The sequence below is a fragment of the Arthrobacter sp. MDT2-16 genome (genome assembly GCF_054510925.1).
In genome coordinates this window covers 243,603-264,383 of record NZ_JBTNDP010000002.1, presented here as the reverse complement: position 1 = coordinate 264,383, position 20,781 = coordinate 243,603, and the positions used below count along the sequence as shown (strand labels likewise).

Below are 20,781 nucleotides of genomic sequence, written 5' to 3'. Positions count from 1 at the left end.
TATGGAAACCATGTTGCGTTGGTTGACGGCAGGAGAATCCCACGGCCCCTCCGTGGTCGGCATCATCGAGGGCATGCCCGCGGGCGTCGCCGTCACGAGTGGCGACATCCAGGAGGCCCTCGCCCGGCGCCGGCTCGGCTACGGGCGCGGCGCCCGCATGAAGTTCGAACAGGACGAGGTGCGCATCCTCGGCGGCGTCCGCCACGGCATCACCCAGGGCGGCCCCGTGGCCATCGAGGTCGCGAACACCGAGTGGCCCAAGTGGGAGAAGATCATGTCCGCGGACCCCCTCGCGGTCGAGGACGCCGCGGAACTCGCCGCATCGGCACGCAACGCCCCGCTCACGCGGCCGCGGCCCGGACATGCCGACTTCACCGGCATGCAGAAGTACGGCTTCGACGAGGCCCGGCCCGTCCTGGAGCGTGCGAGCGCCCGGGAGACCGCCACGCGCGTGGCCCTGGGCACCGTCGCGGCGAGGTTCCTCCAGGGCCTGGGCATCCGCCTCGTCAGTCACACCGTCTCCATCGGTTCCGTCTCGGTCCCCGAGGACGCCCCTCTGCCGGGACCCGGAGACGTGATCGCGCTCGACACCGATCCACTGCGCTGCTTCGACCGCGACACCTCCGAGGCGATGGTTGCCGAGGTCGACGCCGCCCACAAGGAGGGCGAGACGCTCGGCGGCGTCGTCGAGGTGGTCGCCTACGGGCTCCCGCCGGGGCTCGGCAGCTACGTCCACTGGGACCGGCGCCTCGACTCCCGCCTCGCGGCGGCACTCATGGGCATCCAGGCCATCAAGGGCGTCGAGGTGGGTGACGGCTTCGAGACCGCCGCGCGCCGTGGCACAGCGGCCCACGACGAGATCGTCCGCAACGACGACGGCAAGATCGTCCGCGTCACCAACCGCGCCGGCGGCATCGAGGGTGGCATGAGCATCGGCGATGCACTGCGCGTGCGCGCCGCGATGAAGCCCATCGCCACCGTGCCGCGCGCCCTGCGCACCGTCGACATCAGCACCGGGACCGCCGCCCGCGCCCACCACCAGCGCTCGGACGTGTGCGCGGTGCCGGCCGCCGGCGTGGTCGCCGAGGCCATGACCGCGCTCGTGCTGGCCGAGGCCGTCACGGAGAAGTTCGGCGGCGACTCCCTCGCGGAGACCGCCCGGAACATGCGCGGCTACCTCGAGAGCATCCCGGAGTTCCTGGACTCCGCCGGAGCCTGATGGGAGCGGACCACCCCGTGGTGCTCGTCGGTCCGATGGCCGTGGGCAAGTCCGCCGTCGGACGCATGCTCGCCCAGCGCAGGGGTGCGCGGTTCGTCGACACGGACCGCGTGATCGTCAAGCGGCACGGCAGCATCGCCGGCATCTTCGCCCGCGACGGCGAGCAGGCCTTCCGCAGCCTCGAGGCGGAGGTGGTGCGCGACGCCCTCGCCGAGGACGGCGTCGTCATCTCCCTCGGCGGGGGAGCGGTGCTCCACCCCGGCACGCGGGAACTGCTGGCGGAGGCGACAGTGGTCTTCCTCGACACCGATCTGGCGACCGTCCTCCCACGCATCCGTGCCGACTCCAGCCGGCCGCTGCTCGCCGGCCGGCCCGCCGAACGGTGGCAGGAGCTGTACGACGCGCGGCGTCCGGTCTACGTGGCGGTGGCGTCCGCCGTCGTCGACACCCGCGGCCTGACGGTGCGCGAGGCGACCGAGGCCGTGCTGCACGCCCTGGCCGCCCACCCAAACGACCACCGACACGACGAGAGCGGGAATTCCCATGGCCACTGACGAACCAACCATCATCCCGGTGACCGGGAGCGCCGAGGGCAGCTACGACGTCGTCGTGGGGCACGGGCTGCTGGGCGGGCTGCCCGCGATCCTCGGTGAGCGGGTGCGGCGCGTCCTGGTCATCCACCCCCGGGCCCTGCGCGCCACGGGCGACACGGTCCGGGCCGAACTCGCGGACGCGGGCCTCACCGCCGTCACGGCGGAGATCCCCGACGCCGAGGAGGGCAAGCACATCCAGGTTGCCGCCTTCTGCTGGCAGGTGCTCGGCCAGAACGACTTCACGCGCTCGGACGCCGTCGTGACCGTGGGCGGCGGGGCCGTCACGGACCTCGGTGGCTTCGTCGCCGCCACCTGGCTGCGCGGCGTCCGCGTGGTGCACCTGCCCACGAGCCTCCTGGCCATGGTCGACGCCGCCGTGGGCGGCAAGACGGGCATCAACACCGCCGAGGGCAAGAACCTCGTGGGATCCTTCCACCCGCCCGCCGCCGTCCTGGCCGACCTCGACGCCCTGGCCACGCTGCCGAAGAACGAGCTCGTCACGGGACTGGCCGAGGTGGTCAAGTGCGGGTTCATTGCCGACCCGGCCATCCTGGACCTCATCGAGCAGGACACGACGGCGGCCACCGACGCCACCTCGCCCGTGCTGCGGGACCTCGTGCAGCGTGCCATCCGGGTCAAGGCGGACATCGTCTCCGAGGACCTGCGCGAGTCCGGCCGGCGCGAGTACCTCAACTACGGCCATACGCTCGCACACGCGATCGAACTCGCCGAGCGGTACTCCTGGCGCCACGGGGCCGCCGTCTCGGTGGGCCTGGTGTTCGCCGCCGAACTCTCCCGCATGGTCGGGCGCCTCGGGGACGCCGACGCCGACCGGCACCGGCGCATCCTCGAGCCGCTCGGCCTGCCCGTCACCTACCGGCGGGACCGGTGGGCCTCGCTGCTGGACGGCATGCGCCGCGACAAGAAGTCCCGCGGCGACCTCCTGCGGTTCGTGGTGCTCGACGGCATCGGCCGCCCGGGAATGCTCGAGGTGCCGGACACCTCGCTCCTGTTCGCCGCCTACCAGGAGATCGCTTCCTGACCTGTCCACGCCGCCTGCGGGCCGGGCGTCCCGGCCGGGCCCCGCGCCGCGCAGGGTAGACTGGTCTCTGGACTTTTGGCGCGCTTCCCCGCGCCCGCTGTGCTCCGGCCGGCCCATCCATCCGCGAAACCGACGAAAGTGAATCTGTGGCGACCACGAACGACATCAAGAACGGCACTGTGCTGAAGCTCGAGGGCAACCTCTGGAACGTCCTCGAGTTCCAGCACGTCAAGCCCGGCAAGGGTGGCGCCTTCGTCCGCACCAAGCTTCGCAATATCCTCTCCGGCAAGGTGGTCGACAAGACCTTCAACGCGGGCCTGAAGATCGAGACGGCCACCGTGGACCGTCGCGACTACCAGTACCTGTACAAGGACGGCGAGGACTTCGTGTTCATGGACACCACGGACTACGACCAGATCACGGTGTCCGGCAAGACCGTGGGCAACGCCGCGAACTTCATGCTCGAGAGCCAGATGGCCACCATCGCGATGCACGAGGGCTCCCCGCTCTACATCGAGCTGCCCGCGTCGGTGACGCTGGAGATCACCTACACGGAGCCCGGCCTGCAGGGCGACCGCTCCACCGGCGGCACGAAGCCCGCGACCGTCGAGACCGGCCACGAGATCCAGGTCCCGCTGTTCCTCGGCACCGGCACCAAGGTCAAGGTCGACACCCGGACGGGCGAGTACCTGGGACGCGTCAACGAGTGAGCGCACGCAGCAAGGCCCGACGCCGGGCCCTGGACATCCTTTTCGAATCCGAGCAGCGGGACATGCCGGCACTCGAGGTCATCCGCGCCCGTCGTGAGAAGACGGACATGGTCATCGCCGACTACTCGGTGGACGTCGTGGAAGGCGTGCTGGAGCGCCAGGAGCAGATCGACGAGTTCCTGAGCACCTACTCGCAGGGCTGGACCCTCGACCGCATGCCGGCCGTCGACCGCATGATCCTGCGGATCGGCAGCTGGGAGCTGCTCTACAACGACGACGTCCCCGACGGCGTCGCCGTCAGCGAGGCCGTGGAGCTGGCCAAGATGCTTTCCACGGACGAGTCGCCCAAGTTCGTCAACGGCCTCCTCGGCCGGCTCCAGCAGCTCAAGCCGACCCTGCTCGCGTAGTTGCGGGCCCGAGGCCCCCGTGGACCGCCGAGAGCGGACCACGGGGGCCTCTGGCGTCCCGCGACCGGAAGGGGTGCCTCCGGGCACCCGCACGGCCGCATCCCGTGCTCCGGCGGTCAGAGCACCGCGGATGCCGCCTGGAAGATGCGCGTGCGGCGCTGCGTCGCCTCCTCGAGGAGGGCGCGCTCCTCGGCCGCGTAGTCGGCGTCGCGCCGCCCGCCGAGCAGGCGCTGGCGCGTGTACGCGATGCGGGCGCCCGTGCGGATGAACGCGCGCATGTCCTGCTCGGCGCCGACGGACCGGGCCCAGGCCAGCGCCTGCGACCTCCCGGGCCGCGTGGCGAGCATGTGCACCTCCTCGGGCGTGAACCACCCGGCGTGGGCGTAGTCGCCCAGCCGGGCCTCGGTCAGGCGCCGCTCGGAGCGGCGCAGGAGCACGACGGCGATCACGGCGGCGACGAACAGCGGGACCTGCACCACCAGGTAGAAGAGCAGGAAGTTGTTGAACAGCACGAGGGTGCCGCCGTTCCACAGCATGTGCCCCGCGATGGCGGGGATCAGCCCGAGCACGAAGGCACCGAGGATGCGGCCGTTGCCGCCGCCCCGGCTCAGCGCGTAGCCGAGCACGAACCCGAGGAGCGAGGTGAACATGACGTGCGCGAACGGGGAGAACAGGCCCCGCAGGATGAAGACCCCCACGAGGGAGCTGACGTTGCCCGACTCCATGACCGCGGACCCGAAGTACAGGATGTTCTCGGTGAAGGCGAAGCCCGCAGCGACCGTCCCGGCGTAGACGATGCCGTCCACGGGACCGTCGAAGTGGCTGCGGCGCGTGTAGACGAGGATGAGCACGCCGACGCCCTTGGCGAACTCCTCGACCAGCGGCGCCTGCAGGACCGGCCCGATCACCTCCGGGGAGGTGGTGCTGAACGCGGTGCCGAGCAACTCCACCACGTAGCTGCCGAGCAGCAGCGTCACGACCACGGAGGTCCCGGCGCCCCAGAGGAACGCGAAGAGCAGGGCGCCGCGCGGTTCGGGATCCCACCGGTCGATCCAGCGCAGGCCGAGCAGGCAGATGCCCAGTGGGACGAGGGCGAGGATGCCGCAGAGCACGAACGCCGACGGCCCCAGGGACAGAGAGAGCAGGAGCAGGACGCCCGCCACCACGAGGGCCGCCACGATCACGAGTATGACGTTCAACACGCCGCGGCGGCGGGGCGGTGGCTGGTTCCACACGGGCTGGAACGGCCGGCCGTGCGTCCGGGCCGGTGCCGGATGATGGTGGCGGTGCGTCGTCGTGCCCCACCAGTCCTGGTGCTGGACGCTCTGGTGGGTGTCCTGCGGTTGCCGCGCGAAGTCCTGCGTGCCGTGCCGGCCGGGACCGCCGGGCGCCCCTCCGGGGTTGTTCATAGCCATGGTGCAACCCTAGGTGCAAGCGGCGCTGTGGTAGTTTGGGCACCGCAACCAGCCTTTAAATTCCGTCCGGTGAGGCGGGGAAGGAGGAAGCGTGTTATGACCGTGCCTGCCTCGGAATCCGGCATCCACAAGCGCGTCGTTCTCGCAGAAGCCGACATAGACCGCGCACTCACGCGCATCGCCCACGAGATCCTCGAGGCGAACAAGGGTTCCCGCGATCTCGTCCTCCTCGGCATCCCGCGCAGGGGCTTCCCGCTCGCGCAGCGGCTCGCCCAGAAGATCGCGGCCGTGGACCCCACCGTCGACCCCGACCTCATCGCCGGCCAGCTCGACGTCACGATGTACCGCGACGACCTGCGGCGCCATCCCACCCGCTCGCCGCTGGCTACCCAGCTGCCGCCGTCGGGCATCGACGACAAGGTGGTGGTGCTCGTCGACGACGTGCTCTACTCGGGCCGCACCATCCGCGCCGCGCTCGACGCCCTCGCCGACCTCGGGCGCCCCCGCGCGGTCCGCCTCGCGGTGCTCGTGGACCGCGGGCACCGCGAGCTGCCCATCCGAGCGGACCATGTGGGCAAGAACCTGCCGACCTCGTCCCGCGAACGCGTCCGGGTCCACCTGGCGGAGACCGATTTCATCGGCGGGTCGGCGGTCAACGAGGTCGTCATCGAGGACCGCGTGTGAAGCACCTGCTCAGCACGCACGACCTCTCCGCGAGGAACGCCCTGCGCCTGCTGGACGTCGCCGAGGAGATGGCGGCGGTGGGGGAGCGGGAGATCAAGAAACTGCCCGCGCTGCGCGGACGTACCGTGGTGAACCTGTTCTTCGAGGACTCCACGCGCACTCGCATCTCCTTCGAGGCCGCGGCGAAACGGCTCTCCGCGGACGTCATCAACTTCGCGGCGAAGGGCTCCTCGGTCTCCAAGGGCGAGTCGCTGAAGGACACCGCGCAGACCCTCGAGGCCATGAGCGCGGACGCCGTCGTCATCCGCCACCCCGCCTCCGGCGCGCCCGCACGCCTGGCGGCGTCCGGCTGGATCGACGCCGCCGTGGTCAACGCCGGCGACGGGACCCACGAGCACCCCACGCAGGCACTGCTCGACGCCTTCACGCTGCGCCGGCACTGGGCACGGGTGGGCGGCACCCCGTCCGCCGGTACCGACCTCACGGGGATGAAGGTCCTCATCGTGGGCGACGTCCTCCACTCGCGCGTGGCCCGCTCCAACGTGTGGCTCCTGACCACCCTCGGCGCGGAGGTCCTGCTCGCGGGTCCGCCCACGCTGCTGCCGGTCGGCGTCGGGGCCTGGCCCTGCACCGTCCACTACGACCTCGACGACGCCCTCGCCCAGCGCCCCGACGCCGTCATGATGCTCCGCCTGCAGGCCGAGCGCATGAACGCCGCCTTCTTCCCCTCCACCCGCGAGTACTCGCGGCGGTGGGGGTTCGACGACGGACGCCTGGCGCTGCTCGACACCCTGGGCCTCGACGACACCGTGGTCATGCACCCCGGTCCCATGAACCGGGGCCTGGAGATCTCCTCCGCCGCCGCCGACTCCCCACGCTCCACCGTCCTCGCGCAGGTGCGCAACGGCGTCTCCGTGCGCATGGCGGCGCTGTACCTGCTGCTCGCCGGGGACCCGCACGACGACGTCCCCGAGCAGCACGACCCGCCCGCCCTCATCCCGGAAGGCCGTACCCCGTGACGACCACCACCAGCACCCGAACCAGCGCCCGGACCGGCACCGCGTACCTCATTCGGGGCGGCTCCCTCCTCGGGCGCGGGGTCGAGGACCTCCTGGTCCGCGACGGCCGGATCGCCGCCGTCGGGTCCGCGGCGGCGTCCGGGGCACCGCAGGACGCGGTGACCATCGACGCCGACGGGCTCGTGGTGCTGCCCGGCATGGTGGACCTCCACACCCACCTCCGCGAACCCGGCCGGGAGGACGCCGAGACGGTCGAGACCGGCTCCCGCGCCGCGGCGCTCGGTGGGTTCACCGCCGTGCACGCCATGGCCAACAGCTCTCCCGTGGCCGACACCGCGGGCGTCGTGGAGCAGGTGTACCGGCTGGGCCTCGCCTCCGGCTGGGTCGAGGTGCGGCCCGTCGGCGCCGTGACCGTGGGCCTGGGCGGAGAACGCCTCGCCGAGCTCGGCGCCATGGCCGAATCGCGGGCCGGGGTGCGCGTGTTCTCCGACGACGGCATCTGCGTCTCCGATCCGGTGCTCATGCGTCGGGCCCTCGAGTACGTGAAGGCGTTCGACGGCGTGATCGCCCAGCACGCCCAGGAGCCGCGCCTGACCGAGGGCGCCCAGATGAACGAGGGCGACGTCTCCGCGGTCCTCGGACTGGCCGGGTGGCCGGCCGTCGCGGAGGAGAGCATCATCGCCCGCGACGTCCTGCTCGCCCAGCACGTAGGCTCGCGCCTGCACGTCTGCCACGTCTCCACGGCCGGGTCGGTGGAGATCATCCGCTGGGCCAAGGCCCGCGGCATCGACGTCACCGCCGAGGTGACCCCCCACCACCTGCTCCTGACCGACGAACTGGTCCGCAGCTACGACCCCGTCTACAAGGTCAACCCGCCGCTGCGCACGCCCGACGACGTCACCGCCCTGCGCGCGGCCCTCGCCGACGGCACGATCGACGTCGTGGGGACCGACCACGCACCCCACCCGAGCGAGCACAAGGAGTGCGAGTGGGCGCAGGCCGCCATGGGTATGACGGGCCTGGAGACCGCCCTGTCCGTGGTTCAGCACGCCATGGTGGACACGGGCCTGCTCGACTGGGAGGGCTTCGCGCGCGTCACCTCGGTGACGCCCGCGCGCATCGGCCGGCTCGGGCACCAGGGCCGCCCGCTGGCCGCCGGCGAGCCCGCGAACCTGATCCTCGTGGATCCTGCCGCGCGCTGGACGGTCGACCCCACGACGATGGCCACGAAGGGCCGCAACAGCCCGTTCCGCGGGCTCGAACTGCCCGGCAGCGTGCGCGCCACCTTCTACGCCGGCCACGCGACGGTCCTCGACGGCTGCCTCGCGACACCGCGGCCCGTCCAGGCGGCGGACGGGGAGGCCCCGGCATGGAATCTCTAGGCTGGGTGGCCCTGACCCTGGGCATCATCGCGGTCCTGGTCGCTCTCATGGCCCTCGGCTGGCGCAACCGGCTCCGCCGCCAGTCCGACGTCCCCGCACCGCCCGAGGTGCCCGGACACCTCGGGCCCGTCCTCTACGAGGCCGAGGGCCAGTACGTCGCGACGACGACGGCGGGGGACTGGCTGGACCGCATCGCGGTCCACGGGCTGGGCCTGCGCGGCAACGCCGTCGCCTCCGTCCACGCCGACGGCGTCCTGGTCACCCGCACCGGGGCGCGCACGGTCTTCGTGCCGCGCGCCGACCTCGTCTCCGTGCAGCTCGCCGGCGGCATGGCCGGCAAGTTCGTCGAGAAGGAAGGCCTCGTCGTCGTGACCTGGCGACTCGGCGAGGGGCGGGTCGACACCGGCTTCCGCACCCGCCACGCCGCGCACAAGGCCCAGCTCGTCGCCGCGATCGCGGCGCTCGTCCCCTCCGATCCACCCCAGAACCGAACTCCACCGACCCCCGAAGGCAGGGAACAGCTGTGAGCAGCGCTCCACCCAAGGCCCACGCTCCATCGACGGCACCGGCCGGCACGAAGGCACCCGCGGTGCTCGTCCTCGAGGACGGACGGACCTTCCGCGGCCGCGCGTACGGCGCCGAGGGCACCGCCCTCGGCGAGGCGGTCTTCGCCACCGGCATGACCGGCTACCAGGAGACCATCACCGATCCGTCCTACGCCCGCCAGCTCGTGGTCCAGACCGCACCGCACATCGGCAACACCGGCGTGAACGCCGACGACGCCGAGTCCCGCCGCATCTGGGTGGCCGGCTATATCATCCGCGACGCGGCCCGCCGCCCCTCGAACTGGCGCTCCGAACAGAGCCTGGACGAGCAGCTGCGCGAGCAGGGCGTGGTGGGCATCGAGGGCGTGGACACGCGCGCCATCACCCGTCACCTGCGCGAGCGCGGCGCCATGCGGGCCGGGATCTTCTCCGGTGCGGACGCCGCGGCCGGCGAGGAACGGCTCGTGGAGCAGGTCCTCGCCCAGCCGTCCATGGCCGGAGCGCGCCTCGCCGAGGAGGTCAGCATCGACGAGGCGTACGTCGTCGACCCCGCCGACCACGGCTGGACCGGCGGGACCGTCGCGACCATCGCGGCCCTCGACCTCGGCATCAAGGCCATGACGCCCAAGCACTTCGCCCAGCGCGGCGTGCGCACCGTGGTCCTGCCCGCCGGGGTCACGTACGAGGACATCGCCGCCGTGCAGCCCGACGGCGTGTTCATGTCCAACGGTCCGGGCGACCCCTCGACCGCCGATGACCAGGTGGCCCTGCTGCGCCGCGTGCTCGACGAGCGCATCCCCTTCTTCGGCATCTGCTTCGGCAACCAGATCCTCGGCCGGGCGCTGGGCTTCGGCACCTACAAGCTGCGTTACGGCCACCGCGGCATCAACCAGCCCGTGCTGGACCGCCGGACCGGCAAGGTGGAGATCACCTCGCACAACCACGGGTTCGCCGTCGACGCGCCGCTCGCCGGCCCGGTCGAGGCGCCCGCGGGCTCCTACGGCCGCGTCGAGGTGAGCCACGTGAACCTCAACGACGACGTCGTCGAGGGCCTCGCATGCCTGGACCTGCCCGCGTTCTCGGTGCAGTACCACCCCGAGGCCGCCGCCGGCCCGCACGACTCCGCCTACCTCTTCGACCGGTTCATCGACCTCATGCACGCCGAGAAGGCCAGGCCCGGCTCGGGGGACGCCGTCCTCGCCTCGCAGCTCGACGCACCCTCGGAGGCGGAGGCCCTCGCGGGCGCCGCCGCCGCGGAGCTCGGCACGCACGGCTCCAAGGTGACGGGCACGCAGCCCCGCCACGCGACAGCACACGACAGCGCACACCCCAGCGAACCGCAGGAAGAGAACTGATGCCCCGCAGAACCGACCTCAAGAGCGTCCTGGTGATCGGCTCCGGCCCGATCGTCATCGGCCAGGCCGCCGAATTCGACTACTCGGGCACCCAGGCGCTGCGCGTGCTGCGCGAGGAGGGCCTGCGCGTCATCCTCGTGAACTCGAACCCCGCCACGATCATGACCGATCCCGAGTTCGCCGACGCCACCTACGTGGAGCCGATCACCCCCGACGTCGTCGCCAAGATCATCGCGAAGGAACGCCCCGACGCCCTGCTGCCCACCCTCGGGGGCCAGACGGCGCTCAACACGGCGATCGCGCTCGACAAGAACGGCGTCCTCGAGGAGTTCGGCGTGGAGCTCATCGGCGCGAACATCGCCGCCATCGAGCTCGGCGAGGACCGGGAGAAGTTCAAGGGCGTCGTCGAGCGCTGCGGCGCCGAGTCCGCCCGCTCCGCCATCATCCACACCATCGACGAGGCGCTGGTGGCCGCCGACGACCTCGGCTACCCGATGGTGGTCCGGCCCTCCTTCACCATGGGCGGCCTCGGCTCCGGCCTCGCGTACACCGAGCAGGACCTGCGCCGCATCGTGGGCCAGGGCCTGCAGTACAGCCCCACGAGCGAGGTGCTGCTCGAGGAGAGCATCCTCGGGTGGAAGGAGTACGAGCTCGAGATGATGCGCGACAGGAACGACAACGTCGTGGTCGTGTGCTCCATCGAGAACTTCGACCCCGTGGGCGTCCACACGGGTGACTCCATCACCGTGGCCCCCGCCCTGACCCTGACGGACCGCGAGTACCAGCGCCTGCGCGACATCTCGATCGCCGTCATCCGCGAGGTCGGGGTGGACACGGGCGGCTGCAACATCCAGTTCGCCGTCGAACCGGGCACCGGCCGCGTGGTCGTGATCGAGATGAACCCGCGCGTTTCCCGCTCCTCGGCCCTGGCGTCGAAGGCCACCGGCTTCGCGATCGCGAAGATCGCCACCAAGCTCTCCCTCGGCTACACGCTCGACGAGATCCCCAACGACATCACGCTGAAGACCCCGGCGTCCTTCGAGCCGACGCTCGACTACGTGGTGGTGAAGGTCCCGCGCTTCGCGTTCGAGAAGTTCCCCGCCGCCGACCCCACGCTCACCACCACCATGAAGTCGGTCGGCGAGGCCATGGCGATGGGCCGCAATTTCACCGAGGCCCTGCAGAAGGCCCTGCGCTCGCTCGAGCAGAAAGGCTCCCAGCTCTCCTTCGCGCCCGTCGGCGCCGACGAGGTGGACGACCTGGTGGAGGCCGCGAGGCGCCCCACCACCGAGCGCCTCGCCCAGGTGCAGCGCGCCCTGCTGGGCGGCGCGAGCGTGGAGCGGCTGTACGAGGCCACGGGCATCGACCCGTGGTTCCTCGACCAGCTCGTGCTGCTCAACGAGGTGGCCGAGGAGGTGCGCACCGCGCCCAACCTCAGCGAGGACGTCCTGCGGCTCGCCAAGCGCCACGGCTTCTCGGACGAGCAGATCGGCGCGCTGACCCACACGCCCGACGCCGTCGTACGCGGCGTCCGGCACGCCCTCGGCATCCGGCCGGTCTTCAAGACCGTGGACACCTGCGCCGCGGAGTTCGCCGCCTACACGCCGTACCACTACTCCTCCTACGACGAGGAGGACGAGGTGGAGATGCACGAGAAGCCCTCCGTCGTCATCCTGGGCTCCGGGCCCAACCGGATCGGGCAGGGCATCGAGTTCGACTACTCCTGCGTCCACGCGACGATGGCGCTGCGCGAGGCCGGCTACGAGACGGTCATGATCAACTGCAACCCGGAGACGGTCTCAACGGACTACGACATCTCCACGCGCCTGTACTTCGAGCCGCTGACCCTCGAGGACGTCCTCGAGGTCCTCGCCGCGGAGGAGCGCACGGGCGGCGTGCTCGGCGTGTTCGTGCAGCTCGGCGGGCAGACCCCGCTGAAGCTCGCGCAGGAACTCGCCGACGCCGGTATCCCCATCCTCGGCACGTCCCCGGAGGCCATCGACCTCGCCGAGCACCGCGGCGCCTTCAGCCGCGTGCTCGACGCCGGCGGGCTGATCGCCCCGAAGAACGGCACCGCGGTGTCCTTCGAGGACGCCAAGCGGATCGCCGACGCCATCGGCTACCCCGTGCTCGTACGGCCCTCCTACGTGCTCGGCGGCCGGGGCATGGAGATCGTCTACGACGAGGCGAACCTCTCGCGCTACATCGCCAACGCCACGGAGATCACCGAGGCGCACCCGGTGCTGATCGACCGCTTCCTCGAGGACGCCATCGAGATCGACGTCGACGCCCTGTTCGACGGCTCGGAGATGTACCTGGGCGGCATCATGGAGCACATCGAGGAGGCCGGTATCCACTCCGGCGACTCCGCCTGCGTGCTGCCGCCCATCACACTGGGCGCGGACGTGCTGCAGCGCGTCCGTGAGGCGACGCTCGCGATCGCGCAGGGGGTCGGGGTGCGCGGACTCATCAACATCCAGTTCGCGCTGGCCTCGGACGTGCTCTACGTGCTCGAGGCGAACCCGCGGGCCTCGCGGACCGTCCCCTTCGTCTCCAAGGCCACGGGCGTGCAGCTGGCCAAGGGCGCGGCACTCATCGGCACCGGGGTCACCGTCGCCGAACTGCGGAAGCGCGGACTGCTGCCGGCGCAGGGCGACGGCGGGTCCCTCCCGCTGGACGCCCCCGTCTCCGTCAAGGAGGCCGTGCTGCCCTTCAGCCGCTTCCGGACGCCCGAGGGCACCGTGGTGGACTCGCTGCTCGGCCCCGAGATGCGCTCCACGGGCGAGGTCATGGGCATCGACAAGTACTTCGACACGGCCTTCGCCAAGAGCCAGGCGGCCGCGAACGCGGCCCTGCCCGTCGAGGGCAAGGTCTTCGTGTCCGTCGCCAACCGGGACAAGCGGGCCATCGTCATGCCGGTGAAGCGCCTCGTGGACCTCGGCTTCGAGATCGTGTCGACGGGTGGCACCGCCGACGTCCTGCGCCGCAACGGCATCCAGGCGACGACGGTGCGCAAGGTCGCCGAGGGTGCCGGCGCCGCGGGGGAGGGGACGGTCGTCGACCTCATCACCGAGGGCGGGATCGACATGATCATCAACACACCCTCCGGCGGCCAGGCCCGCGGGGACGGCTACGAGATCCGCGCGGCGGCGACGTCCTACGGGTTGCCGGTCATCACCACCATCCCCGAGGTGGGCGCGGCCGTGCAGGCCATCGAGGCCATGCGCTCCTACGAGTGGTCCGTGACGAGCCTGCAGGAGCACGCCGCGAACCTGCGTGCGTCGGCCGAGGCCCGCAGTGCCTCCTGAGGCCGGGGCCGCCCCGCGCGCCCCCTTCGGGGTGCGGCTCGCGGCTGCACGGGCGGAGCGCGGGAGCCTGTGCGTCGGTATCGACCCGCATCCCGCGCTCCTGACGGCGTGGGGGCTCGAGGACACGCCGGCCGGGCTCGAACGGTTCACGCTCACGGTGCTCGACGCCGTCGGGCCCGTGGCCGCGGCCCTCAAACCGCAGGTGGCGCTGTACGAACGGCACGGCGCGCGCGGCCTGGCCGTCCTGGAGACGCTGCTGGCCCGGGCCGCCGAGGCGGACGTCCTGACCATCGCCGACGCCAAGCGCGGCGACATCGGTTCCACCATGCAGGCCTACGCCGACGCGTGGCTGGGAGAGGGCCGCCCCCTCGCGGCCGACGCCGTCACGCTCAACCCGTACCTCGGCTTCGAGTCCCTCCGGCCGGCCCTCGACCTGGCAGCCGCCACCGGGCGGGGCGTGTTCGTCCTCGCCCTCACCTCCAATCCCGAGGGCCGCTCGGTCCAGCACGTGGGCGGGGACGCGTCGGTGGCGCGGTCCATCGCGCGCGCGGCCGCCGCCGAGAACGCCGCCGGTCGGGCAGGAGCGGGTGCGGCGGCGACGGGTTCCGTCGGGCTCGTGGTCGGGGCGACCGTCGGGGACGCGGCCGGTCGACTCGGCCTGGACCTCGCCTCGCTCGACGGCCCCATCCTCGCCCCCGGTGTGGGGGCGCAGGGAGCGGGCCCGCGCGAACTGGAGGCCGCCTTCGGCGAGGCCCTGCCGTTCGTGCTCCCGACGTCGAGCCGCGCCATCCTGGCCGCAGGACCGAACGCCGCCGCCGTGCGGCAGGCCGCCGAGCGGACGCGCGACGAGCTCGCCTGAGGGATGCGCCCCGGCGGGGGTGCATTGATTTCGGAGCCGTGCGCCCGGTAGGTTCGGTTCCAGCCCGATCCCCGTCCGGGGAGACCTTTCACCGATCCATACGACGAGCGGTCGCCGCCATCCGTGGTGCCGTCCAGCGCAGGGAGCACCCGTGAACCTGAAGCCCTTGACGGACGACGAACGAACACTGGCACGAGAGAAGGCGACGGCGGCGCGGGCGGTGCGGGCGGACATCAAGTCCCGACTGAAGACCGGTAAGCTTTCCGTGGCGGAAGTCATCGACAACCCGGACGGCGACGACGCCGTGGGCCGCCTCAAGGTCCTGGACCTCCTCAAGGCACTGCCGGGCGTCGGCGACGTGCGGGCAGCCGCGATCATGGCCGAGGTCGGCATCGCGGCGACGCGGCGCGTGCGCGGACTCGGCGTGCACCAGCGCAGGGACCTCGTCAGCTACCTCGACCAACATCACGCCGGCCCGGCCGGCAAGTAAGGAACCATTCGTGTCACAGCCCCGGCTGACAGTCCTCGCCGGCCCGACCGCGGTCGGCAAGGGAACCGTCTCCACCTACATCCGGGACAACTACCCCGAGGTGTGGCTGTCCGTCTCCGCGACCACGCGCCCGCCGCGCCCCGGTGAGGTGAACGGCGTGCACTACTTCTTCGTCTCCCCCGAGGAGTTCGACGGGCTCGTCGCCGACGGGCAGCTGCTCGAATGGGCGGTGGTGCACGGACGCAACCGGTACGGCACGCTCCGGCGCACGGTCCAGGCAGCCATGGACGAGGGCCGCGCCGTCCTGCTGGAGATCGACCTGCAGGGTGCACGCCAGGTCAAGGAGAGCATGCCGGAGGCCAATTTCGTCTTCCTCGCCCCTCCCACCTGGGACGAGATGGTGCGGCGCCTGGTGGGGCGCGGCACCGAAACACCGGAGGAACAGCAGCAGCGGCTGGAAACCGCTAAACTGGAACTTGCCGCCGAGCCGGAATTCAACCACACCGTCGTCAACGACACCGTGGAGCATGCGGCAGACGAGCTCGTATCACTGATGGGACTGCGTCCGCTGCAGCGCTGAGAGGCCCCGCACCAGCCGTTCCGCCTTATTTTTTGGAGAATTTGTGTCAACTCAGCCCGAAGGCATCATCAACCCGCCGATCGACTCTCTGCTGGAGGCCTCGGACTCGAAGTACGCCCTCGTGATCTACGGTGCCAAGCGCGCCCGCCAGATCAACGCGTACTACTCCCAGCTCCACGAGGGCCTGTTCGAGTACGTCGGCCCGCTCGTCGACACCAAGCTGAACGAGAAGCCGCTCTCCATCGCCCTGCGCGAGATCAACGAGGGCATGCTCGTCTCCTCACCCATGGAACAGTCCGAATAACCGGACCGGGCCGGCAGGGGCATACGACCGGTGCGCATAGTACTCGGTGTCGGAGGAGGGATCGCAGCCTACAAGGCAGCATCCCTCCTCCGTCTTTTCACGGAGTCCGGCCATGACGTCACCGTCATCCCCACCGAGGCGGCCACACGCTTCGTCGGCACCGCGACCTGGGAGGCGCTCTCCGGCAACCCGGTCAGCAACAGCGTCTGGGACGACGTCGACAAGGTGAACCACGTGCGCCTGGGCCACGAGGCGGACCTGATCGTCATCGCACCCGCGACCGCCGACGTCCTCGCCCGCGCCGCGGCCGGCCTCGCCAACGACCTGCTGACCGGGACCCTGCTCATGGCGCGCGGCGCCGTCGTCATGGCGCCCGCGATGCACACCGAGATGTGGCAGCACGCAGCCACCCGGGCGAACGTCCGGACCCTGCGTTCGCGCGGCGTCACGGTGATCGAGCCCGCGTCCGGCCGGCTCACCGGGACCGACTCGGGTCCGGGCAGGCTGCCCGAGCCGGCCGCCATCTACGCCGCGGCCCTGGACGCGGTCCACCCTCCCGCCGGGGACGGCGCCCTGCGCGGGAAGCGCGTCACCATCTCGGTCGGCGGCACCCGCGAGGCCCTCGACCCCGTGCGCTTCCTCGGCAACCGGTCCTCGGGCAAGCAGGGCATGGCGCTGGCCGAGGCGGCCCTCGCCCGGGGCGCGCACGTGACGCTCGTCCTCGCCCACGCGGAGGTCCCGCCCCCGCAGGGGTGCGACGTCGTCCGGGTCGAGTCCGCACTCCAGCTGCGCGACGCGGTCCTGGCCGCGCTGCCCGCAACCGACGTGCTCGTCATGGCCGCCGCGGTGGCGGACTTCCGTCCCGCCGAGGTGGTCGGAACGAAGATCAAGAAGCGCGACGACGGCGCGGACCCGGTGATCACCCTCGTCCGCAACCCCGACGTGCTGCGCGAAGCCGTCCTCGCCCGCGAGGGGCGCACCGAACCCCTGGTCATCGCGGGCTTCGCCGCCGAGACGGGCGACGCCACGGCCGACCCCCTGACCCACGCCCGCGCCAAGCTGGCACGGAAGGGCTGCGACTTCCTCGTCCTCAACGTCGTGGGTCGGGAGCTCGTGTTCGGCGCGGACTCCAACGAGGTCACCATCCTCGACGCCGACGGCAGCGAAGCGGCAGCGGTGCGCGGCACCAAGCGCGTGGTCGCGGACGCCGTCATGGACCACGCGGCGCACCTGCTGTCCCCCTGAGCCCGGCCCGCGGCGCTCCGAGGGCCCCGACGGGCGGCTCCGGGACGTCCGTCATCGACACGGGACTGTCCTCCCGACCCAGTAGAGTGGGCACGTGAATCCTCCCAGCACCGCTTCCCGCCTGCGGCTTTTCACCTCGGAGTCGGTGACCGAGGGCCATCCCGACAAGATCTGCGACCAGATCAGCGACGCCATCCTCGACGGCCTCCTCGAGCAGGACCCCGACTCCCGCGTCGCTGTGGAGACGCTCGTCACCACCGGCCTCGTGCACGTCGCGGGCGAGGTCACCACCGAGGCCTATGTCGAGATCCCCGACATCGTCCGGAAGACCATCCTGGGTATCGGGTACGACTCCTCGGCCAACGGCTTCGACGGGGCCCGCTGCGGCGTGTCGGTGTCCATCGGTCAGCAGAGCGCGGAGATCGCCTCCGGCGTCTTCACCTCCCTCGAGGCGCGCGAGGGCACCGGCGTGGACCCGTACGACGCCCAGGGCGCGGGGGACCAGGGCATCATGTTCGGGTACGCGAGCGACGAGACCTCGGTCCTGATGCCCACCCCCATCTGGCTGTCCCACCGCCTCTCCGAGCGCCTCACCAGCGTCCGCAAGGACGGCACCCTCCCGTACCTGCGCCCCGACGGCAAGACCCAGGTCACCATCGGCTACGACGGGGACCGCCCCGTCTCCATCGACTCCGTGGTGATCTCCTCGCAGCACGCGGCGGAGGTCCCCCTCGACGAGCTGCGCGCGGACCTGGTGGAGCACGTCATCACCCCGGTCCTGGCCGACTCCGCCCTCGACACCTCGAACGTCCGGCACATCCTGAACCCCGGGGGTGCCTTCGTGATCGGCGGACCCGTGGGGGACGCCGGCCTCACGGGTCGCAAGATCATCGTGGACACCTACGGCGGCATGGCACGCCACGGCGGCGGGGCCTTCAGCGGCAAGGACCCCTCGAAGGTGGACCGGTCGGCCGCCTACGCCATGCGCTGGGTCGCCAAGAACGTCGTCGCCGCCGGCCTCGCGCGCCGGGCGGAGATCCAGATCGCCTACGCGATCGGCATGGCGCAGCCCGTGGGCATCTACGTCGAGACCTTCGGCACCGAGACGGTGGACCCGCAGGCCATCGGGACGGCGATCCGCGAGATCTTCGACCTCCGACCCCTCGGCATCATCAACGCACTCGACCTCAAGCGCCCGGTGTACCAGCGCACCGCGGCGCACGGCCACTTCGGCCGCGAGGAGGACGGTTTCACCTGGGAGCGCACGGACCGTGTGGACAAGCTCCGGGGCTACTTCAACGCCTAGGGCGGGAGGGGACGGCGGACGGCAGGCGCCGTCCGTCGCAGCATCATGACGGAGACGACGCGGCCTGCTGCGAGGCCCGGTGGACGGCCCACGGCCACCGACGGCCAGCTGTCGCTCCTGCACGGCTTCGGACCGGCGAAGCTCCCGCGCGCCGACCCCGAGCGTGCATCCTCCCTCCCCGTGGCGCGGGTCATCCTCGACGCACAGCTGCCCCACCTCGACCGGTACTTCGACTACGCGGTCCCCGCCGAGATGGACGCCGAGGCGCAGCCGGGTGTCCGCGTGAAGGTGCGGTTCGCCGGCCGCGAGCAGGCGGGCTTCCTCGCGGAACGGGTCGAGGAGGCCAGCACCACCGCCACGCTCCTGCCGCTCGGGAAGGTCGTGTCGCCGCAGCAGGTGCTCACCCCCGAGATCCTCGCCCTCGCGACAGCCGTCGCCGCTCGGTCCGTCGGCACCGTGAGCGACGTCCTGCGCTCCGCCGTGCCGCCCCGCATGGCGCGTGTCGAGACCGAGTTCCCCGGCATCGCAGCATCCGACGGCGGGACACGGGCGGCCGAGGACGACGGCGGACAGGAGCCGGCGCTCCCCGTCTTCGTGGAACCCCGGTCCTCCGGCAGCTTCGGCCGCTACGTGAACGGGCGCGCCTACCTGGAGCACCTCCGGGTCGGGGAGTCCCCGCGGGCCGTGGTCACGAGCCTCGGCGGGTACGGTGCCACGGCCTGGCCGGAGGAGATCGCCGACGCCGTCGCGGCCGCCGCCGCGTCCGGGCGCGGGTCCGTCGTCGTCGTCCCCGACCAGCGGGACCTCGCCCGCGTGGAGGCAGCGCTCGTCGCCCGGCTTGGCGCGCCCTCCGTCGCCCGCCTGACGGGGGAGGACGGTGCGACGCCGCGGTACCGGAACTTCCTGCGCATCCTGCACGGCACGGCGACCGTCGCGGTCGGCACCCGCTCGGCGGCCTACGCGCCCGTGCGGAATCTCGGCCTCGTGTGCCTGTGGGACGACGGCGACGACCAGCACATCGAGCAGCGCGCCCCGTACCAGCACATCCGGGACGTGCTGCTGCTCCGGGCCGAGCACGGGGGAGCGGCGATGATGCTGTCCTCCTTCGGCCGGACCACCGAGGCGCAGCGCCTCGTCGACACCGGCTGGGCCCACGCCATCCAGGCCGACCGCACCGAGGTGCGCCGCGCCACCCCCCGCGTCGTCCACGCGGCCGACGCCTACCAGATGGAACGCGACCCGCTCGCTGCGCAGGCCCGCATCCCCCATGCCGCGTGGGCAGCGGCACAGGCAGGCCTGAAGCGCGGGCCGGTGCTGCTGCAGGTCGCGCGCACCGGGTTCTCCCCGGCGCTCGCGTGCGACCAGTGCCGCCACCCCGCCCGGTGCTCGGCCTGCGCGGGTCCGCTCGCGCAGGCCGGCCGCCTCGCGCCCCTCGCGTGCAGGTGGTGCGGCCGCCCCGAGGCGCACTGGTCCTGCGCCGAGTGCGGCGGGACCAGGATCCGCGCGACCGTCGCGGGAGCCACACGGACGGCGGAGGAACTGGGCAGGGCGTTCCCCGGCGTACCGGTGATCTCCTCCGCGGGCGAGCACATCGTCGACAGCGTCCGGGACGTCCCTGCCGTCGTGGTCGCGACGCCGGGCGCCGAGCCCGTGGCGCCCGGCGGATACGCCGCCGTCATCCTGCTCGACGGCAACGCCCTGCTCAGCAGGGAATCGCTGCGTGCCGGCGAGGACGCCCTCCGCCGCTGGTTCGCGGCGGCGGTCCTCGCCCGCCCGTCGGAGGCAGGCGGCACCGTGGTGATCACGGGCCACGACGACGTCGCCGTCGGACATCTCGTCCGCTGGGACCCGTCCGGCGCAGCCTCGCGCGAACTGCTCGAGCGCCAGGAGCTCGGGCTACCTCCCTCCGTCCGCTACGCCGTCCTGACCGGGACGCGGGAGGCCCTGATGCACTTCCTGGAGGGGGTCCGGACCGACGGCGTCGCGCGCGTGGTCGGACCCGCACCGGTGCCCCCGGATCTCCGGCGGGAGGCCATGCTCGCCGAGCGTGCCGCCGGTCCGGCACGGGGGTCGGACCGGAGCGGCCCGACTCCCGCCGTCGCGCTGGCCGGGCAGGGGAGCCACCGGGTCCTCCTGTTCTTCCCCTACCGGGCGGCGGCGGGCATGACGCGCGAGTTGCGCGCACGGCGCGCTGCCCTTTCCGCCCGGAGGACGGGCGAGCCCGTGCATATCCGCCTCGACGCGCTCGACGTCCTCTGACCCCTTGCGGGCCACTGCCCGCACAAACGTGCACGGCGTGCATCTTCGGCCACGCTTCC

At 72.0% G+C, this 20,781-nt stretch carries 19 protein-coding genes; 18 read left to right on the top strand and 1 reads right to left on the bottom strand.

The window, feature by feature from the left end; all coding sequences use genetic code 11:
- Nucleotides 1–10 precede the first annotated feature (10 nt).
- The 5 genes from aroC to nusB all read left to right on the top strand — a co-directional run bounded on the left by aroC (nucleotide 11) and on the right by nusB (nucleotide 3,971).
- The gene (gene aroC / locus ACX80N_RS05790; protein ID WP_105030265.1) at nucleotides 11–1,219 is read left to right on the top strand and encodes a chorismate synthase; all 1,209 of its coding nucleotides are present in this window, start codon (nucleotides 11–13) and stop codon (nucleotides 1,217–1,219) included.
- Nucleotides 1,219–1,773 carry a shikimate kinase gene (locus ACX80N_RS05785; protein ID WP_459338641.1) on the top strand — a complete coding sequence of 185 codons (555 nt, stop codon included), beginning with the start codon at nucleotides 1,219–1,221 and terminating at the stop codon, nucleotides 1,771–1,773. The genes aroC and ACX80N_RS05785 overlap by 1 nt, the downstream gene beginning before the upstream one ends.
- On the top strand, nucleotides 1,763–2,854 hold the full coding sequence (aroB, locus tag ACX80N_RS05780; RefSeq protein ID WP_459338640.1) for a 3-dehydroquinate synthase: 1,092 nt from the start codon (nucleotides 1,763–1,765) through the stop codon (nucleotides 2,852–2,854). Before ACX80N_RS05785 ends, aroB begins: the two co-directional genes overlap by 11 nt.
- A gap of 146 nt (nucleotides 2,855–3,000) precedes the next feature.
- Nucleotides 3,001–3,564 carry an elongation factor P gene (gene efp, locus ACX80N_RS05775; protein WP_105030268.1) on the top strand — a complete coding sequence of 188 codons (564 nt, stop codon included), beginning with the start codon at nucleotides 3,001–3,003 and terminating at the stop codon, nucleotides 3,562–3,564.
- Nucleotides 3,561–3,971 (top strand): transcription antitermination factor NusB, encoded by a 411-nt coding sequence (gene nusB, locus ACX80N_RS05770; RefSeq protein WP_105030269.1) that lies wholly within the window; start codon nucleotides 3,561–3,563, stop codon nucleotides 3,969–3,971. Before efp ends, nusB begins: the two co-directional genes overlap by 4 nt.
- 116 nt (nucleotides 3,972–4,087) lie before the next feature.
- Here the strand turns inward: nusB and ACX80N_RS05765 are convergent, their stop codons facing one another.
- Complete coding sequence (locus tag ACX80N_RS05765) at nucleotides 4,088–5,386, bottom strand: PrsW family intramembrane metalloprotease (protein WP_459338639.1); 1,299 nt, start codon at nucleotides 5,384–5,386, stop codon at nucleotides 4,088–4,090.
- A gap of 96 nt (nucleotides 5,387–5,482) precedes the next feature.
- On the opposite strand from ACX80N_RS05765, the gene pyrR reads away from it, so the two are divergent.
- The 13 genes from pyrR to ACX80N_RS05700 all read left to right on the top strand — a co-directional run bounded on the left by pyrR (nucleotide 5,483) and on the right by ACX80N_RS05700 (nucleotide 20,722).
- Nucleotides 5,483–6,070, top strand: a complete 588-nt coding sequence (pyrR, locus tag ACX80N_RS05760) for a bifunctional pyr operon transcriptional regulator/uracil phosphoribosyltransferase PyrR (protein ID WP_459338638.1) — start codon at nucleotides 5,483–5,485, stop codon at nucleotides 6,068–6,070.
- A complete protein-coding gene (locus ACX80N_RS05755; protein ID WP_459338637.1) occupies nucleotides 6,067–7,089 on the top strand; it encodes an aspartate carbamoyltransferase catalytic subunit in 1,023 nt (340 codons plus the stop codon). Before pyrR ends, ACX80N_RS05755 begins: the two co-directional genes overlap by 4 nt.
- Nucleotides 7,086–8,471, top strand: coding sequence for a dihydroorotase (locus ACX80N_RS05750; RefSeq protein ID WP_459338636.1), 1,386 nt, complete (start codon nucleotides 7,086–7,088; stop codon nucleotides 8,469–8,471). The genes ACX80N_RS05755 and ACX80N_RS05750 overlap by 4 nt, the downstream gene beginning before the upstream one ends.
- Entirely contained in the window at nucleotides 8,459–8,998 is a 540-nt protein-coding gene (locus ACX80N_RS05745; protein ID WP_459338635.1) for a PH-like domain-containing protein, read from the top strand. Before ACX80N_RS05750 ends, ACX80N_RS05745 begins: the two co-directional genes overlap by 13 nt.
- Nucleotides 8,995–10,371, top strand: a complete 1,377-nt coding sequence (carA, locus tag ACX80N_RS05740) for a glutamine-hydrolyzing carbamoyl-phosphate synthase small subunit (RefSeq protein WP_459338634.1) — start codon at nucleotides 8,995–8,997, stop codon at nucleotides 10,369–10,371. The genes ACX80N_RS05745 and carA overlap by 4 nt, the downstream gene beginning before the upstream one ends.
- Nucleotides 10,371–13,679 carry a carbamoyl-phosphate synthase large subunit gene (gene carB, locus ACX80N_RS05735; protein ID WP_459338633.1) on the top strand — a complete coding sequence of 1,103 codons (3,309 nt, stop codon included), beginning with the start codon at nucleotides 10,371–10,373 and terminating at the stop codon, nucleotides 13,677–13,679. Before carA ends, carB begins: the two co-directional genes overlap by 1 nt.
- Nucleotides 13,669–14,538: an orotidine-5'-phosphate decarboxylase gene (pyrF, locus tag ACX80N_RS05730; RefSeq protein ID WP_459338632.1), complete on the top strand. Its 870-nt coding sequence runs from the start codon at nucleotides 13,669–13,671 to the stop codon at nucleotides 14,536–14,538. The genes carB and pyrF overlap by 11 nt, the downstream gene beginning before the upstream one ends.
- Before the next feature lie 151 nt (nucleotides 14,539–14,689).
- Nucleotides 14,690–15,028: an integration host factor, actinobacterial type gene (mihF, locus tag ACX80N_RS05725; RefSeq protein ID WP_105030278.1), complete on the top strand. Its 339-nt coding sequence runs from the start codon at nucleotides 14,690–14,692 to the stop codon at nucleotides 15,026–15,028.
- Between the two features lie 10 nt (nucleotides 15,029–15,038).
- On the top strand, nucleotides 15,039–15,608 hold the full coding sequence (gene gmk / locus ACX80N_RS05720) for a guanylate kinase (RefSeq protein WP_459338631.1): 570 nt from the start codon (nucleotides 15,039–15,041) through the stop codon (nucleotides 15,606–15,608).
- Between the two features lie 43 nt (nucleotides 15,609–15,651).
- The gene (rpoZ, locus tag ACX80N_RS05715) at nucleotides 15,652–15,912 is read left to right on the top strand and encodes a DNA-directed RNA polymerase subunit omega (RefSeq protein ID WP_055771293.1); all 261 of its coding nucleotides are present in this window, start codon (nucleotides 15,652–15,654) and stop codon (nucleotides 15,910–15,912) included.
- 30 nt (nucleotides 15,913–15,942) lie between these two features.
- Nucleotides 15,943–17,157 (top strand): bifunctional phosphopantothenoylcysteine decarboxylase/phosphopantothenate--cysteine ligase CoaBC, encoded by a 1,215-nt coding sequence (coaBC, locus tag ACX80N_RS05710; RefSeq protein ID WP_459338630.1) that lies wholly within the window; start codon nucleotides 15,943–15,945, stop codon nucleotides 17,155–17,157.
- 94 nt (nucleotides 17,158–17,251) lie between these two features.
- Nucleotides 17,252–18,463, top strand: a complete 1,212-nt coding sequence (gene metK, locus ACX80N_RS05705) for a methionine adenosyltransferase (RefSeq protein WP_105030281.1) — start codon at nucleotides 17,252–17,254, stop codon at nucleotides 18,461–18,463.
- A 45-nt stretch (nucleotides 18,464–18,508) separates the two neighbouring features.
- On the top strand, nucleotides 18,509–20,722 hold the full coding sequence (locus ACX80N_RS05700) for a primosomal protein N' (protein ID WP_459338629.1): 2,214 nt from the start codon (nucleotides 18,509–18,511) through the stop codon (nucleotides 20,720–20,722).
- The last annotated feature ends 59 nt before the right edge of the window (nucleotides 20,723–20,781 follow it).